This window comes from Pseudomonas sp. LBUM1663, from assembly GCF_059695905.1.
In genome coordinates this window covers 4,129,353-4,143,761 of sequence record NZ_CP166792.1, presented here as the reverse complement: position 1 = coordinate 4,143,761, position 14,409 = coordinate 4,129,353, and the positions used below count along the sequence as shown (strand labels likewise).

Genomic DNA, 14,409 nt, shown 5'->3' with positions numbered 1-14,409 from the left:
GGGCGGATTCAGAGGAGACGCAACATGGACCGATTCACCGGCGGCTGCCTGTGCGGCAATGTTCGAATCGAAGCGTCAGGACGGCCCTACCGTGTCGGCGTTTGTCACTGTCTCGATTGCCGCAAGCATCACGGTTCCCTGTTCAACGCCAGCGCGATCTTCCCTCAGGAGGCAGTGAAGATCGAGGGCGAAACACGCGACTACGCCGGGCGGCATTTTTGTCCGCGCTGCGGTTCGTCTGTTTTCGCACGCACCGCCGACGAAATCGAAGTGAACCTGGGATCCCTCGATGCCCCTGATCAACTGACGCCAACCTACGAAAGCTGGATGGTGCGTCGCGAGTCCTGGTTGCCGGCGTTTGCGCTCATCAGACACTACAAGCACGACCGTGAGGGGACGGGGCGTTTGGAGGAGTAGGCCGTTCTGCGAAAGAAGCAGTCAGGCCTTGACCCAGCGTTGACGGCTCCAGCTGCTCAATGAATCGACGGCGAACACCAGTAGCAACATGGCCAGGATCACCGTGCTGGCTTGAGCTTCCTGGAACAGGCTGAGGCTGACATACAGCATTTGTCCCAAACCACCGGCGCCGACGAAGCCGAGCACACTGGCCATGCGGATATTGTTTTCCCAGCGGTACAGGATGTAGGCCAGCAACTGCGGCAACAGGTTGGGCAGTGTGCCGTAACAGAACGCCCACACGGCATTGCCACCCTGCAGGCGGATGGCGTCGGCCGGTTCGGGCGGAGTGTTTTCCAGTGCTTCGGCAAACAGCCGGCCGAGTACGCCGGTGGTGTGCAGGGCCAAGGCGAGGGTGCCGGCATTGGGGCCGAGTCCGGCGGCCAGCACCATCAGCGCCGCCCATACCAGTTCCGGGACCGCACGCAAGGCATTGAGGACCAGACGCGACGCACTCTGCAACGGCCAGCCGAAACGCCCGGCCGCGGGCAATGCCAACAGCAGGCCGAATACCGCCGCGAGCAGGGTGCCCAAGGCGGACATGGCAATGGTTTCCAGCGCGCCGTGACCGATGGCTTGCAGATGACCCGCGCTCAGGTCCGGGCTGAGGAAACGCTGCACATAGGCCGCCATCTGCTTCAGGTTGCCGGCGCCGCCGAGTTCGCCGAGGTCGATGCCCAGGTAGATGAACGAGGCGACTACCGCGGCGCCAATGCCCAGGACCAGCGCCAGGTTGATCAAGCGATTCATGTCAGCCTCCAGCGCAGCAGGCGGCTGAGTTGATCGGCGAGCAGCACCAGGACGAGGAACGTCAGTAACAAACTGGCCACTTCACCCCCGGCGAACATGCGTAACGACAGATCCATTTGCTGACCCAGACCGCCGGCACCGACGAAGCCCATCACCACCGAGGCGCGGATGGCGCACTCCCAGCGGTACACCGTGTACGACATCAGCTCCGCCGCGACATTGGGCAAGATCCCGTAGCAAAACGCTGCCAGTCGACCGCTGCCTGAACGTAGCAATGCATGGGCCGGTCTCTGGTCGACCGACTCGAAAATTTCCGCGTAGACCTTGCCCAACATGCCGCTGTAGGTAATCGCAATGGCCAATACTCCGGCGGTCGGGCCGAGGCCGACGGCGCGCACGAACAGCAGGGCCCAGACGATTTCCGGCACGCTGCGCAGGAAGATCAGCAAACCGCGTACCGGCCAACGCAGCAGTTGGCCGCCGAAGCTTGGGCGACCGGCACGGGAGGCTGCCGACAGCGACAGGGCGCGACTGGCCAGCAGGCTGGCAGGGACGGCCAACAGCAACGCCAGGGCCATGCCGGCCGTGGCGATGGCCAGGGTCTGCAGCGTGGCTTGCAACAGCAGTGTGATGAACTCGGCGTCATGGGCCGGAGGCCAGAAGGCGGAGACAAACCGGCCCATCTCGCTCTGACTGTCACTCGCCACTAAAACGCCGAGGTCCAATTCGCTGAAGTGGATGCCCGGCCACAACAGGGCGATCGCCAGCAGGCTGAGGAGCAAACGGGGCAGGGCGGCGGGGTCGCGGGCGGCAGACGTCAGCATCGGGGAATCTGCACACTCAAGGACACTGGAGGCACCGGCGAAGAGTGCAGTTGCTCATTGGCGTAGAGCTTGTCGAGCAGCTCGCGGTCGACATCGCCGGCCGCAAGGTCGAACAGGATCTGCCCGTCACGCAGGCCGATGATCCGCGAAAAGTGCGCCAGGGCCAGCTCCACCGCATGCAGGCTGGCGACCAGGGTGACGTTGTGCTCCCGGGCGTGGCGGCAGAGCACCGAAAGCGTGTGTTCGGCCAGCACCGGGTCCATCGCCGAAACCGGCTCATCGGCCAGTAACACCTCGGGCGCTTGATACAACACGCGGGCAATGCCCACCCGCTGAAGCTGTCCGCCGGACAGTTGCTGGCATTGGGCGAAGAGTTTGTCGCTCAGGTCGAGCCTGGCCAGTGCAGCGCGGGCGCCCGGAATATCCAGCGGATGCATCAGGTTCAGCAGGCTCTTGCCCAGGCCCCATTGCCCCAGCTTTCCGGCCAGCACCGCGGTGACCACACGCTGGCGCGGTGGCAGGGGTGGCGATTGATGGATCAGACCGATGCGTGCGCGCAAACGCTGGCGCTGCCGGGCAGACAGCTGCCACGCGGGTTCGCCGAGCACCTGTAACTCGCCGTTGTCCGGTGGCAAAGCGGTGGCCAACAGGTTGAGCAGGCTCGACTTGCCGGCGCCGGACGGGCCGACGACGGCAACCTGTTCGCCTGCACCGATGTGCAGATCCACGTCTCGCAATGCCTGGACGCCGTTGGCGTGGGTCAGGCTGACCTGGGTCAGACGTAATGTCATTTCAGCAGATCGGCGGCGCGTGCGGCTTCCTCGATGCCTTTGTAGTTATCAGGACTGGTTTCGATGAACCGGCTGGCCGCCTGCAAATCGAGAATCTCCTTGTCCTTCGGGTTCGCTGGATCGAGTGCGAGGAAAGCGGCCTTGATTTTCGCCGCCAGCGCCGGGTCGAGGGTCCCGCGCACCGTCCAGTTGTAGTCGAAGTAGGCCGGGGTGGTCGCAAACACTTTGACTTTGGCGGTGTCGACCTTGCCGGCGGCGACCAGCTTTTCCCACACGCTGGCGTTCAGCACCCCGGCGTCAACCTTGCCGGCCTGGACCCAGGCGACAGTGGCGTCATGGGCGCCGGAGTAGCCGACGCGGCGGAAGTAGGTTTCAGGCTTGATGCCATCCTTGAGCATGAAATAGCGCGGCATGAGACTGCCCGACGTCGAGGACACCGAGCCGAAGGCGAAGGTCTTGCCTTTCAGGTCGGCAAGGGATTTGACGTTCGGGTCGGCGGTGATGAATTTGCTGGTGAACTGGGCGTCCTGTTCGCGCTGCACCAGCGGAATGGCATTGCCGGTTTTCAGGCGTGCCTGTACAAACGTGAAGCCGCCCAGCCAGGCCATGTCGATGCGGTCGGTGGCCAGCGCCTCGACCACCGCCGGATAGTCGCTCACGGGAACGAACTCGACCTTCATCCCGAGTTTTTGCTCCAGATAAGCGCCAAGCGGCTTGAACTTGCGCAGCAGCTCAGTAGGGGCTTCATCGGGAATCGCGCTGACTTTCAAGGTGTCGGCGGCCTGCGCCAACAGGCTGCCAAATGTCAGGGTAAGGCCGACGGCCAATGCCAGGGTACGTTTGAGCATGGAAGCTCTCCGGTGAATGAACGGAAAAATATTGACGCGCCTGGCACAAGCGGAATCGTGCCTGGCGCTTTGTGAGGGTAGACGAAGCGGGGGGCATATTAACCGCTTTTGACCTCGTCAATGGGTATCGTGAAGGACTGCACAACCATTGCTCGAAGTGAACCTTGACCGCACCGTTGGCATTCAACCGGCATTTTAATCTCTGTCATTGTTTTCTGACGCAAACAGGCCTGCGTGTACGCTTTTGGGCGAGCGCTACGCGTCCCTGTTTTTTTAATGCCTTAAACATGTTTGAGGGCGCGTGTTTAAAGACACTCGGCGTTACGTCCTAACGGCTACAACGCCTTGCGTCGTTACCTACGCGTGCGCCAGAATCGGCCGGCTTGTGCGGCTTTGGGGTGGGCTATATCGTTTCCTGGTCACTGAAAAACAGTGATCGGGTTTGGTAGCCCGCTTGTGACAGTCGCATGGCGACACCTTAGGCAGTCCCTTCTTTTCGGACTCTGCTTTTATGGTGGGCATGCGTGGGGCTCCTTTGTGAGCGCCGGGTTTCCTGTCGCAACCGGTCTACCAACCCACGTATGGCCGCCACCCTCGTTTGGTAGCGAGAGTGATGGCTCCTTACATTTGTGACGGGAGCTTCATTTATGATCAAACCAACACCTAACCCACCGGACACCGATCCGGCATCGCCCTACGAATCCCTCGATTCGAAAAAACTCCACGAAGCCGCGGAACGCGCCCTCGATCACTACCTCAACCCGGGCGCCCACATCATGGCCAGCAACCACGAACCCGAACCCATGTTCCTCGCCAACCCCAAGTACGACACCGAATCCCTGCTGGCCAACGCCAGCGAATCATTGGGCTCGGCCACCACCATGCTCAGTAACTTTGCGGCGTTGCTGGATAACTCACATCGCAAGACCCTGCTGGGGATTACCCAAGTGGTGATGTTGGGGGAATTGGCGGTGAATCAGGCGTTGGATAAGGTTGAGGTGAAGGAGTAAGAGTGAACCCTCTGTGGCGGTGGGTTAACCCGTCGTCACAGAGGGGAGGTTACTGCATCAGAATCAAAGGTCCGAACCGGAGGGGCATTCGGTTATGAAGATTTGCACGAAGTAGCCCAGCTCATTGCTCAGGTGTGTTCGTCCCTCTTCGGCGTCGAAGGTCAGCGCCATGGGCCGGCAGTGCCCAGGGCAGGATGACTTCCTGGAATTCACAAGTTCGGTATCTGCCGCGGCCACGATGAGGGCTTAGTTAATCATCACCTCGTCCAGTGCCTGCTCGAGGGTGCTGACCGTGCGCTCGATATTGTGCAGCTTTTCGAGTCCGAACAGACCGATGCGGAAGGTCTGGAAGTCGGCCGGCTCGTCGCATTGCAATGGCACTCCGGCGGCGATCTGTAGGCCGTGGCTGGCAAATTTCTTACCGCTCTTGATGTCGGCATCATCGGTGTAGCTCACCACTAAACCAGGGGCCTGAAAGCCAGCTGCGGCCACGCTTTTGATGCCTTTGCCGGTGAACATTGCGCGCACCCGATCGCCCAGCGCCTGTTGTTCGCCGCGGACCTTGTCGAAACCGTAGGCTTGCGTCTCTTTCATCACTTCGTTAAATCGCGCGAGGGAATCGCTGGGCATGGTCGCATGGTAGGCATGTCCGCCCTGTTCGTAGGCCTGCATGCAAATGACAAGATTGCTCGGGATTGAATGGCGACTTCTGTCGAGCGGCTGGCATCACCTGTGGGCGGCAACTGGTTCTAACTGCGCAGATTGCGCACATGAAATACAACGGTAAAAAGCAGACAATTACCTATAACGAGTGAAACGGTGCAACTACCCCCAATCCGGTTTGTCGACAACGATGGTGCAACGCGGCAATCAGGTTGCGCCTAGTCTGTCCACTGACTGCTTATGGCTGTGGATTCAACCGGTCGATGCGCTTTACCTCTCTTGGAATTCTTCAAAAAGGACGACGAACATGGATGTTGAACTGGCTCATAAAATTGAGGCCGCAGAAAGCGAGTATTTACGTTCGCGCGTTGAGAGCCTGGCAGGGGTAAGCGGAAATCCTTATGGCGCACGTGTTTTTTTCAACGCAGACTTTCCGTGCTTTCAAGTGAAGGCGTCGCCTAGCCCAATGTTCAACCGCATCTACGGTGACATCGCCGGCGATCCCCTGACAGTGTTGAAATTGCTCAATGAGTCAGCGGAACATTCGACCGTAACCCCTCTTATCGGAAAACCTTCGGCGCTGGAGCAATACGCTTTAGTGGGCGAAGTACGGCTTGAGCGTTTGAGGGGGTGGACCCACTTGCAATTCGCTTGTGCCATTGAAAAGGTGGTTTTGAGTCGTCACTCATTCGAAATTGAAGAGGTCACGTCGAAGACTCTGGCTCTATTCGCAGATGTGCACGCGGGCGGCTTTCATACCAAGCCGGAGCACCGGCTGCTGAATCAGGCTTCCTTTGCAGGGCAGACGCCTGACGGACGTCTGAAAATCTACGTCCTGAAAGCGGACGGGACAGTGGTGGCAGGAGCTTCGATGTACTTGGCCAGCAATGGCATTGCCTACCTTGGAACGGCTGCAACCCGAAAGGATGCCCGGGGCTATGGCTACCACGGAGCACTGATTTCTCACCGAATAGAGCAAGCAAAGAAGCATTGCTGCCACTGGGTCGCTGCGACCGCGCTGGCCAGCTCCCAAAGCCGCCGAAATCTGCAACGTGCCGGGTTAACGGCATCCCATGCTCAAGCACTATACCGCCTGGCAGATAGCTGAAATAAACGGCTGAGTTTGACCGTTCGCTTCTGGCCGTTTTGTGCCTGTCGCGAAGGACGGCAAACGACCCTCAACTGCATGTCAGGACCGGTACGGAGCCTAGTCAGCCATGATCAGCTTGTAGCGCTTCTGGTACTCCTCATGGGGGAGGCCCTGTTGATCAAGCTGTTCGAGCTGGTGCTTTGCTCAGCCGAAGCTGCATCTCCTCCAATACGGCTTCATGCTCCCAGCGTCGAACTCGTCGTCGAGTCGCATCATGGAGCGGCTGTCTGGATCGGTCAGTGAGACCTGTTTATCCGGCGAATTATTGAGCTGGATTTCGATCGCTTGAAGCTCCTACATTTGCGTCTTCAGCTTGGCGATGTTCTCTTCCAGCCGATACAATCCGTCCATCGATAAGGACGCGTAGCAGTAAGATAATTTTTAGAAGTCGATGAATTTGACTGTGATGAGATGCTTTGTCAGCAGAGAAGCTCTTACATAGCCTGTTTAGGATCCCACGTCTTCAGCAGTTCGTGCTGCTCATCGGATACTGATCAGCATCGCTTGTCGTGGTGGCTTTTAAGCCGCTAATAGTGGTGGCTCATGGAGAGGATGTGGGGATGACCTTGAGATTTGTTGTTGTTCCTGCAATCCCTACAGAAACTGGTTCGACACGCAACGGAGTACGCTTCTACAGCCAAACTTCGCCTATAGGTTTAAATATCTACGACAATAAAGAAAAGCTGTGTCTGAAGAGTACTTATTCAACCCGGTTAGAGGCTAAAAAGAGTGTGAGCGGCTCAATGCTTAGCCACTACAAATTGACACTTCAGAGCAGTGTTCATATGTGCGTTATACATATTTATCTAATTTTTTGTAGCTATAAGGCACTAGGCACTACTGCCTGGAGTTGAGTTTACTAATCGAATTGGCACTTTGTAATCGTATCTAGTATGAATGCTCAGCGTTCAATGCGTCTTTGCCGCCGGCAACGCTCCGAGCAGTAGCGCACCTCCGCCCAGCAGCGCGCCCATTTCTTGCGCCAGGCGAAGGGTAGTCCGCAGACCGCACACGTTTTGACCGGGAGTTCGCTCTTCCTCAAAGCAACTCCCCGGCATCCAGTTTGGCGAGCAGTTTCTCGCCACGTTCCCAGAGCGCTTGTTGCTTGGATTCAGTCATCCGATCAAGGTTTTTGTAGACCATGCCCATGCGATGATTGCTGCGCAGAAGGTCGCCGTGACGCATCAGGAAATGCCAGTAAAGCGAGTTGAAAGGGCAGGCGTCGTCCGTCGTGCTTTCACTGACTTTGTACGCGCAGTTACGGCAGTAGTCAGACATGCGCTTTATGTATTGGCCACTGGCGCAGTAGGGCTTGGAGCCCAGGTAACCACCATCGGCGTGCATGACCATGCCCAGTGTATTGGGCAGTTCGACCCAGTCGAACGCGTCCATGTAGATGGCCAGGTACCAATCGCAAATCTCGCTCGGCGCAATGCCGGCCAGCAGTGCAAAGTTGCCGGTCACCATCAGCCGCTGGATGTGGTGGGCGTAGGCATGTTTCAAACTTTGGCCGATCGCCTGGCCCATGCAGTTCATCTTGGTGTCGCCGGTCCAATAGAACGCTGGAAGCGGCCTGCTGTTACCAAACAGATTGCCGCCGGCGTAGTCGGGCATTTTCAGCCAGTAGACGCCCCGAACGTATTCGCGCCAGCCGATGAGTTGGCGGATAAAGCCTTCGGCGGCGTTTAGCGGAATCCTGCGCGCCCAATACGCCGCTTCGACGTCGCTGCACAATTGACGCAGGTCCAGCAGGCCGATATTCAGCGCGGCGCTGATCCTCGCATGGAACAGGAAGGGTTCATCACTGGCCATGGCATCTTGGTAGTCTCCGAAGGCGGCCAGACCCCAGTCGAGGAAGTAGTCCCACAACGCTTGGGCATCGGCGTGCGTTACCGGGTAGTCAAAGGTGTCGAGGGCGCCGTAGTGGCCGGAGAAGGTTTTTGCGACCAGCGACACCACGTCCTGGGTTATCGCATCTGCCGAAAAGTGCATGGACGAGGGAGCTCTCACGCCTTTGGGCAGTGACTTGCGGTTTTCGGCATCAAAGTTCCAGGCGCCGCCGACCGGGCTGCCGTCGCCGTTGAGCAACAGGCCACTCTTGCGTCGCATCTCACGGTAGAAGAACTCCATGCGCAGCTGCTTTTTGCCTTCGGCCCAGGACGCAAACTCGAGTCGGGTGCAGAGAAAACGGCTATCGGTATGCCACTGGATCGCCAAGCCACAATCTTTCAGCGACTGCTCCAGGCGCCAGTCACCGCATTCTGTCAGGTGCAGCTCATCCGGTTGCAGCAGTGACTGCCAGCGCCGTAATTCGCCCGGCACCGATCCACTATTTTGCGGATCATCGAGCGTGACGTATTGCACGCGGATGCCGCACTGCTTCAACGCCTCAGCAAAATGGCGCATGGCACTGAAGATCAATGCGATTTTTTGCGGATGATGGGGGACATGGCTGGCTTCCTCCATCACTTCGACCAGTAAAACCGTATCGCGCTCGCTGTCCAGCCCCTTCAATGAGGCCAGGTCAAAAGACAACTGATCGCCCAATACCAGGCATAGCCGGTGACTCTTATTCATTCGACAGAGTCCAACGGAAGGTGACTCACCAAGGCGCAGTCAGCGAGAAAGGAATACGTAACGACTCAATGGGCCCTTCACGTGAACCGCACATCTCGTCATGGACGCACTGCTGCACAAGTACGCAGGGAAATGGCGGGACAAGCTGCAATAACTCACGCAGGTGATTGATGGAGCGAAGGTGCATAGGCTTCGATGTATCGTCCAGCAGCGTGAACTGGCCGTGATCCAGCCCGACTCGCGCCAGATAAAAACCGCCTTCCAGAGACAGCAGCTCCAACTCACGTACTTCGCCATTCGCGGCCCGCTCGGTCAACGCTTGCAGATTCAAGGTTCACTCCCTGCCTACCACGGTAGGCGTTCTCCGTTATAAGCAAAAAAATGGCCGCTGTCGGCAGGTACTAAGCGGTCGATCAGTGATAACAATTCACCGGCGGCAACGCTCGCCGGCCTAGCGGCAGAGGCCCCGTGAAAGGGTTGCGACAGACTTGAAATTACCGTGCCTGGATGAAGACTCAGCAAGCGGGTCTGAGGGCGTGTTCGCGCTAGTTCGATCGCAGCCGTTTTAATCAACATGTTCAACGCCGCCTTTGAGGCGCGATAGGCATACCAGCCGCCCAAACGGTTATCGTCGATACTGCCCACCTTGGCGGAGAGCATCGCCATCGCGCCACGAGGATCAAGCAAGGGCAGAAAGTGACGCAGAACCAGCGCAGGCCCAAGCGTGTTGACTTGGAATATCACCTGGAGCGCATCTGCTTCAATCGCGGAGTAACTTTTTTCAGGCTTGATGTCGTCGCGATGGAGCAGCCCGGCGGCATGCAAGATCAACTGGTACGGGGCTTCTTCAGCTAATTCGGCGGCCGCCCTCGCGATACTGTCGGGCTCTTCCAGGTCCAATCCTGGAGCACTCTTGCGCCCCAGCTCACGAACAACCGAGCATCGTGGATCTTCCTTCAGCAACTCACAAAACGCCGCGCCAAGCGCTCCACTGGCGCCTATCACTAAGGCGCGGTAGCCGTCGCCAAGTGAGTTCATCGCAAAGGAACTGTTCATTTCGCCTCTCCCACACCGTGTGCGATTTCTGGGCCTTAACTGCGTCGCCCAATCAGTTGCAGGAACTCGAGACGCGTAGCGGACGACTCGCGAAAGGCACCCAGCATCACTGAGGTCGTCATCACCGAGTTTTGCTTTTCCACGCCCCGCATCATCATGCACATGTGCTTTGCCTCAATGACCACTGCCACGCCGGCCGCATCGGTGATGTGATGGATGGCATCAGCAATTTGTTTTGTGAGGTTTTCCTGGATCTGTAAGCGGCGGGCGAACATATCGACGACTCGGGCGACCTTTGATAGACCCAGCACCCTTCCTGTGGGGATGTACGCGACATGAGCCTTGCCGATGAAGGGCAGCAGGTGATGCTCACACAATGAATACAGTTCGATGTCGCGCACGATGACCATTTCATCGTTTTGCGATTCAAACAGGGCGCCGTTGGTCACGTCCTCCAGACTCATCGTGTAGCCGTTGCACAGGTATTGCATCGCTTTGGCTGCGCGCTTGGGTGTGTCCAGCAGTCCTTCACGCTCAGGGTTCTCGCCTACGCCGACGAGAATTTCACGGTAATGCTCGGCTATTGATGGGTTCATTTAGATTCCTCGCAGCCATGCTGCGCTTCATGTGAGGGCAATCCTTGGCTGTAGGGCGTTTCAGCTGCGCACGATCTGACGCAGATAACACGAGGTTCGCGAGATCACCTGTGGCTCAGGTTCTTCATCAGGCCAATACCAAAGTGAAGCGTTCTATGGCTGATTTGTTTTGAAGGTGATCAGCTCATCGGGTGCGGGTTTTGATTCCGGCAGCGCGCAACAGTTATCGACACATCGACGGCGGCCATCCGGGTGAGGTAACCACGCCAAATGGGGACGTAAGCGGCAAAACAGGCGATAACAGAGTGCAAGCAGCGGTCGGAGTGCACGCCATGTCAGCGGCGTGGCCCAAAATCCCATGCCGGCGGCACGCCAGCTCCATAGGGTGGCGTCCAGGCCATTAATCCAGCGGCCATCTGCGAAACAGGCATGAAGCGACGCTTGCATTTGCTCGAACGTGAACCCAAGTCTCTTTGCGTCAAACTCAGCGCTGTTTATGTCAATAACCAGCAGCCGACTCTCTGAGGCGTGTCGGCGCAGGATCATAATTTCGCGCGCACACAACGGACAGTTACCGTCAAAGTACAGCGTCAGTGGCCAATGCTCTTTGTTGTACATTTATGATGGTCTTGTATAGGTTTTGTATAAGATAGACCCAAAAAAACCACCTGACAATGTGCTCCTTGCTTGTGCCTGTTCACCATCGGCCAATGCGACCCGCAGCCCGAGGCTTTCATCAGCCAGACCCTTGGGAGCGGCGTAAGTCGTCTAGGGGGAACCGTGCAGGCTTGGTCGTACATGGGATTTCCACGTACGCGGGGGCGCAGAAATCCAGGCCGGGAATGGCAATTAAGGATTGAATGTTTTTTGTTTTGATGCGGGCGTAAAATCACCGTCGAGCGGTTAGATGAGATCGCACTGCCTCTGCCGTTGTTCATCAGCAGCGTTCGTTCGCAGCCCCCGCATCGGGTTCAAGGTACCGCGGTTTTCCTGACGGCCAGGGCGGCCGATGCCGCTCCCCATGCACTCTTGCACAACCTGTTGCATAACCAGGTGCTGCAAGAGCAGGTGGTATTGCTCATCGTAGTGTCCGAAGACAGCCCTCGGGTGACCGCTGACCGAAGGTTTGAGGTAGAAGCTTATGGCGAAGGGTTCTTCCGGGCCAGTTTCCACTTCGGTTTTATGGAGGAGCCTCACGTATCCTCCGACGCTGAGGAAATGTTGTACGTTGGCTGACTTCGTGTCCGCATCGTTCCCGCGCAATCCAAAACTCAGCTATGGGCTGACGACTTCTCGGACGAGATTGATGAAGGCCCGTAGTCCCGCCGGCATGTGACGATTGGCAGGGTAGTAGAGCCTCAAGCCCGGATACGGCGGTGTCCAATCCTTCAATACGCGTATCAGTCTCCCCGATTCTAAATGGGAGGAGGCGGCAAACTCGTTGGTCCAAGCTATGCCTGCACCTTCAAGGGCTGCCTCTATCATTAAGTGGTGGCTGTCGAGCGTTAACGATCCGCTGACGTCTACGGACTGCTCGTCACCGCGTTTCTCAAACTCCCATTTATAAATAGTGCCGCTGGGGAAGCGGACGCGGATGCAGTTATGCGCGATAAGGTCTGCCGGAACCTTTGGTTTTTTGCGTTTTTCGAAGTACTGGGGCGCTCCGACCACCGCAAAACGGAGCGGGGGGGTAATAGGGATTGCAATCATGTCCTGTGGGACGCTTTCCGCCAAACGTATCCCTGCATCGAAACCGCCAGCAACGATATCTACCAGGCTTCTATCGGTGACGATATCCACTCGCATGTCTGGATAGCGGTTCAAGTACTCCAGCACTATCGGGGTCAACACCATCTGCGCGGCACCTTCGGAGGTGTTCAAGCGCAGTGTTCCGGCCGGTGTATCACGGAACTCGCTAACGGCTTCCATGGCTGCCGATATTTCGCGCAAGGCGGGTTGGACTCGAATCAAAAACTGCTCACCGGCTTCGGAAAGCGAAACGCTGCGAGTGGTCCTGTGGAACAACCTTACGCCCAGGCGCTGCTCAAGTGCGGCGATTGCATGACTCAGTGCTGATGGCGACATCCCCAGTTCCGCTGCCGCGCGACGGAAGCTTCGATGCGTCGACACTGCAACCACAGCGTTAAGTTCGAGCAGTCCCGATTTCTGCATTGTGCTAATTCCTGCATGTGTTCATACGATATTAGCCCGATTGTTTGCGTCAGTGCAGGGGCTTATCTTGATCCGAGCGACCTCAACGAGATCGAATCTGCAAACTGTAAATGGTCTTAAGCACCGGATGTCCGGTGTTCCCGCAGGTCAGATCGTCTTAGCGGGCAAATGCACATGTGAGGAAAATTTCATGACACGTATTACGACCCCGTTTGGGTTTCATTCAACCGCACAGGAAGTTATCGAAGGGGTCGACCTCACCGGTAAACGGGCAATTGTCACGGGGGGTGCTGCCGGTATCGGCATTGAGACCGCCCGAGCTTTGGTCAATGCTGGTGCGGACGTCACGCTTGCGGTCCGACGCCCGGACGCGGCTGAATTAATAGCTACTGAGCTGCGTTCGGAAGGTAGGGGCACCGTTGATGTTCGATTAGTTGATCTCGCAGATCTTTGTTCGGTGAAATCGTTTGCTGAGTCCTGGTCAGAGCCACTTCATATCCTGGTCAATAACGCAGGCATCATGGCACTGCCTGAGCGAAAGTTGACATCGCAGGGCTGGGAAATGCAGTTTGCGACCAATTTTCTTGGCCATTTTGCTCTCGTGCTTGGGTTGCAGGACGCCTTGATCAAAGCCGAGGGCGCTCGAATTGTATCGCTGAGTTCAAGCGCAAATCTGTTAGGGCCAATAGTCTTCGACGATATCAATTTCGACTTCCGCCCTTACGAGCCTTTCGCATCATATTCTCAAGCGAAATCCGCCTGCGCGCTCATAGCCGTAGAGATCACGCGTCGCTGGGCTGATCGTGGCATTTTCGCAAATGCTCTAAACCCAGGGGCTATCGCAACCAACCTTCAGAAGCACACCGGCGGTCTCAAGACACCCGTTGAGCGCCAGAAGACCGCGCAACAAGGTGCTGCAACCTCTGTACTACTCGCAGCCTCTCCACTGTTGGAAGGTGTTGGTGGTCGTTATTTCGAAGACTGTAACGAGGCGCATGTGGTCAACAAACGCCCTGCCGATTACATGGGGGTTGCGACTTACGCCATTGATCCCGATAACGCGAAGCGGCTGTGGGAAGTTGCCACTCGAATGATCGGGTAAAGACATGTCCAAAATAAAAATCATTCGGATTGGATTTATCGGGCTTGGCGACCAAGGTTCTCCGTGACGAAACCTGTGCGTGCTTAAGAGAAGTGGACAGACTAAGTGCTCAAGTGTTTCGGCGATTTAAACCATGAGTCTTTACTCCACGCCCCGCTTGCCTTCACTAGGCGTTGAGGTTTTGACGATGTGTCCAGAACTTGCTTCAGTGAATCACGGTGAATCACGGCGGGGGCCAGATACGTTTCAGTACAGAGGATGGACCATTACTGGCGGACGTCGTGTACCTATTTTCCTCGGGGTCCCCGACATAATTCGCAGTGTAGTTGTACACACGGAGGTGCTCAGTAATTCGCTCAAAAACTGTTAAGCAAACAGGTTTGCGGGGCCGGTTTTTCAACGTTGGGCCTTAAA

15 protein-coding genes and 2 pseudogenes are annotated in these 14,409 nt (G+C 57.2%); 5 read left to right on the top strand and 12 right to left on the bottom strand.

Annotation, left to right across the window (positions count from 1 at the left end; genetic code table 11):
• Window positions 1-24 precede the first annotated feature (24 nt).
• Window positions 25-417: a GFA family protein gene (locus tag ACA075_RS19020; protein WP_497294605.1), complete on the top strand. Its 393-nt coding sequence runs from the start codon at window positions 25-27 to the stop codon at window positions 415-417.
• A 21-nt stretch (window positions 418-438) separates the two neighbouring features.
• Here the strand turns inward: ACA075_RS19020 and phnE are convergent, their stop codons facing one another.
• From phnE to ACA075_RS19000, 4 genes are read right to left on the bottom strand one after another with little or no spacing between them, the layout of a single operon-like run.
• A complete protein-coding gene (phnE, locus tag ACA075_RS19015) occupies window positions 439-1,206 on the bottom strand; it encodes a phosphonate ABC transporter, permease protein PhnE (RefSeq protein ID WP_497294604.1) in 768 nt (255 codons plus the stop codon).
• Window positions 1,203-2,030 (bottom strand): PhnE/PtxC family ABC transporter permease, encoded by an 828-nt coding sequence (locus ACA075_RS19010; RefSeq protein ID WP_497294602.1) that lies wholly within the window; start codon window positions 2,028-2,030, stop codon window positions 1,203-1,205. The genes phnE and ACA075_RS19010 overlap by 4 nt, the downstream gene beginning before the upstream one ends.
• The gene (locus tag ACA075_RS19005; RefSeq protein WP_497294600.1) at window positions 2,024-2,821 is read right to left on the bottom strand and encodes a phosphonate ABC transporter ATP-binding protein; all 798 of its coding nucleotides are present in this window, start codon (window positions 2,819-2,821) and stop codon (window positions 2,024-2,026) included. Before ACA075_RS19005 ends, ACA075_RS19010 begins: the two co-directional genes overlap by 7 nt.
• Window positions 2,818-3,669 (bottom strand): putative selenate ABC transporter substrate-binding protein, encoded by an 852-nt coding sequence (locus ACA075_RS19000; protein ID WP_497294598.1) that lies wholly within the window; start codon window positions 3,667-3,669, stop codon window positions 2,818-2,820. Before ACA075_RS19000 ends, ACA075_RS19005 begins: the two co-directional genes overlap by 4 nt.
• 647 nt (window positions 3,670-4,316) lie before the next feature.
• Between ACA075_RS19000 and ACA075_RS18995 the strand changes: the two genes are divergently transcribed.
• A complete protein-coding gene (locus ACA075_RS18995; RefSeq protein WP_497294596.1) occupies window positions 4,317-4,679 on the top strand; it encodes a DUF6124 family protein in 363 nt (120 codons plus the stop codon).
• Between the two features lie 246 nt (window positions 4,680-4,925).
• On the opposite strand, the pseudogene ACA075_RS18990 reads toward ACA075_RS18995, so the two are convergent.
• Window positions 4,926-5,351, bottom strand: a pseudogene (locus tag ACA075_RS18990) (alanine--glyoxylate aminotransferase family protein); the annotation flags it as partial.
• Window positions 5,352-5,649: 298 nt separating this feature from the next.
• On the opposite strand from ACA075_RS18990, the gene ACA075_RS18985 reads away from it, so the two are divergent.
• The gene (locus tag ACA075_RS18985) at window positions 5,650-6,450 is read left to right on the top strand and encodes a GNAT family N-acetyltransferase (RefSeq protein WP_497294595.1); all 801 of its coding nucleotides are present in this window, start codon (window positions 5,650-5,652) and stop codon (window positions 6,448-6,450) included.
• Between the two features lie 943 nt (window positions 6,451-7,393).
• On the opposite strand, the gene ACA075_RS18980 is transcribed toward ACA075_RS18985, so the two are convergent.
• From ACA075_RS18980 to ACA075_RS18955, 6 genes are all read right to left on the bottom strand, one after another.
• Window positions 7,394-7,534 carry a DUF2256 domain-containing protein gene (locus ACA075_RS18980; RefSeq protein WP_497294594.1) on the bottom strand — a complete coding sequence of 47 codons (141 nt, stop codon included), beginning with the start codon at window positions 7,532-7,534 and terminating at the stop codon, window positions 7,394-7,396.
• Window positions 7,531-9,069 carry a cryptochrome/photolyase family protein gene (locus ACA075_RS18975; RefSeq protein WP_497294592.1) on the bottom strand — a complete coding sequence of 513 codons (1,539 nt, stop codon included), beginning with the start codon at window positions 9,067-9,069 and terminating at the stop codon, window positions 7,531-7,533. Before ACA075_RS18975 ends, ACA075_RS18980 begins: the two co-directional genes overlap by 4 nt.
• Before the next feature lie 25 nt (window positions 9,070-9,094).
• The gene (locus tag ACA075_RS18970; protein ID WP_219097325.1) at window positions 9,095-9,400 is read right to left on the bottom strand and encodes a DUF6482 family protein; all 306 of its coding nucleotides are present in this window, start codon (window positions 9,398-9,400) and stop codon (window positions 9,095-9,097) included.
• Window positions 9,401-9,414: 14 nt separating this feature from the next.
• Entirely contained in the window at window positions 9,415-10,125 is a 711-nt protein-coding gene (locus ACA075_RS18965) for an SDR family NAD(P)-dependent oxidoreductase (protein WP_497294591.1), read from the bottom strand.
• Window positions 10,126-10,160: 35 nt separating this feature from the next.
• The gene (gene folE / locus ACA075_RS18960; RefSeq protein WP_497294590.1) at window positions 10,161-10,721 is read right to left on the bottom strand and encodes a GTP cyclohydrolase I FolE; all 561 of its coding nucleotides are present in this window, start codon (window positions 10,719-10,721) and stop codon (window positions 10,161-10,163) included.
• A 153-nt stretch (window positions 10,722-10,874) separates the two neighbouring features.
• Complete coding sequence (locus ACA075_RS18955) at window positions 10,875-11,339, bottom strand: thiol-disulfide oxidoreductase DCC family protein (protein ID WP_497294589.1); 465 nt, start codon at window positions 11,337-11,339, stop codon at window positions 10,875-10,877.
• A gap of 261 nt (window positions 11,340-11,600) precedes the next feature.
• Here ACA075_RS18955 and ACA075_RS18950 point away from each other — a divergent pair.
• Window positions 11,601-11,957: pseudogene (locus ACA075_RS18950) on the top strand (KUP/HAK/KT family potassium transporter); the annotation flags it as partial.
• Between the two features lie 39 nt (window positions 11,958-11,996).
• Here ACA075_RS18950 and ACA075_RS18945 read toward each other — a convergent pair.
• The gene (locus ACA075_RS18945) at window positions 11,997-12,893 is read right to left on the bottom strand and encodes a LysR family transcriptional regulator (RefSeq protein ID WP_497294587.1); all 897 of its coding nucleotides are present in this window, start codon (window positions 12,891-12,893) and stop codon (window positions 11,997-11,999) included.
• Window positions 12,894-13,083: 190 nt separating this feature from the next.
• On the opposite strand from ACA075_RS18945, the gene ACA075_RS18940 reads away from it, so the two are divergent.
• Window positions 13,084-13,995 (top strand): SDR family NAD(P)-dependent oxidoreductase, encoded by a 912-nt coding sequence (locus ACA075_RS18940; RefSeq protein WP_497294585.1) that lies wholly within the window; start codon window positions 13,084-13,086, stop codon window positions 13,993-13,995.
• Window positions 13,996-14,409: the final 414 nt, after the last annotated feature.

Coding starts and splice junctions, on each gene's coding strand:
- folE (WP_497294590.1), bottom strand. CDS start 10,721: ATGAACCCATCAATAGCCGAGCATTACCGTGAAATTCTCGTCGGCGTA.
- ACA075_RS18965 (WP_497294591.1), bottom strand. CDS start 10,125: ATGAACAGTTCCTTTGCGATGAACTCACTTGGCGACGGCTACCGCGCC.
- phnE (WP_497294604.1), bottom strand. CDS start 1,206: ATGAATCGCTTGATCAACCTGGCGCTGGTCCTGGGCATTGGCGCCGCG.
- ACA075_RS18945 (WP_497294587.1), bottom strand. CDS start 12,893: ATGCAGAAATCGGGACTGCTCGAACTTAACGCTGTGGTTGCAGTGTCG.
- ACA075_RS18940 (WP_497294585.1), top strand. CDS start 13,084: ATGACACGTATTACGACCCCGTTTGGGTTTCATTCAACCGCACAGGAA.
- ACA075_RS19000 (WP_497294598.1), bottom strand. CDS start 3,669: ATGCTCAAACGTACCCTGGCATTGGCCGTCGGCCTTACCCTGACATTT.
- ACA075_RS18985 (WP_497294595.1), top strand. CDS start 5,650: ATGGATGTTGAACTGGCTCATAAAATTGAGGCCGCAGAAAGCGAGTAT.
- ACA075_RS18975 (WP_497294592.1), bottom strand. CDS start 9,069: ATGAATAAGAGTCACCGGCTATGCCTGGTATTGGGCGATCAGTTGTCT.
- ACA075_RS19020 (WP_497294605.1), top strand. CDS start 25: ATGGACCGATTCACCGGCGGCTGCCTGTGCGGCAATGTTCGAATCGAA.
- ACA075_RS18995 (WP_497294596.1), top strand. CDS start 4,317: ATGATCAAACCAACACCTAACCCACCGGACACCGATCCGGCATCGCCC.
- ACA075_RS19005 (WP_497294600.1), bottom strand. CDS start 2,821: ATGACATTACGTCTGACCCAGGTCAGCCTGACCCACGCCAACGGCGTC.
- ACA075_RS18955 (WP_497294589.1), bottom strand. CDS start 11,339: ATGTACAACAAAGAGCATTGGCCACTGACGCTGTACTTTGACGGTAAC.
- ACA075_RS19010 (WP_497294602.1), bottom strand. CDS start 2,030: ATGCTGACGTCTGCCGCCCGCGACCCCGCCGCCCTGCCCCGTTTGCTC.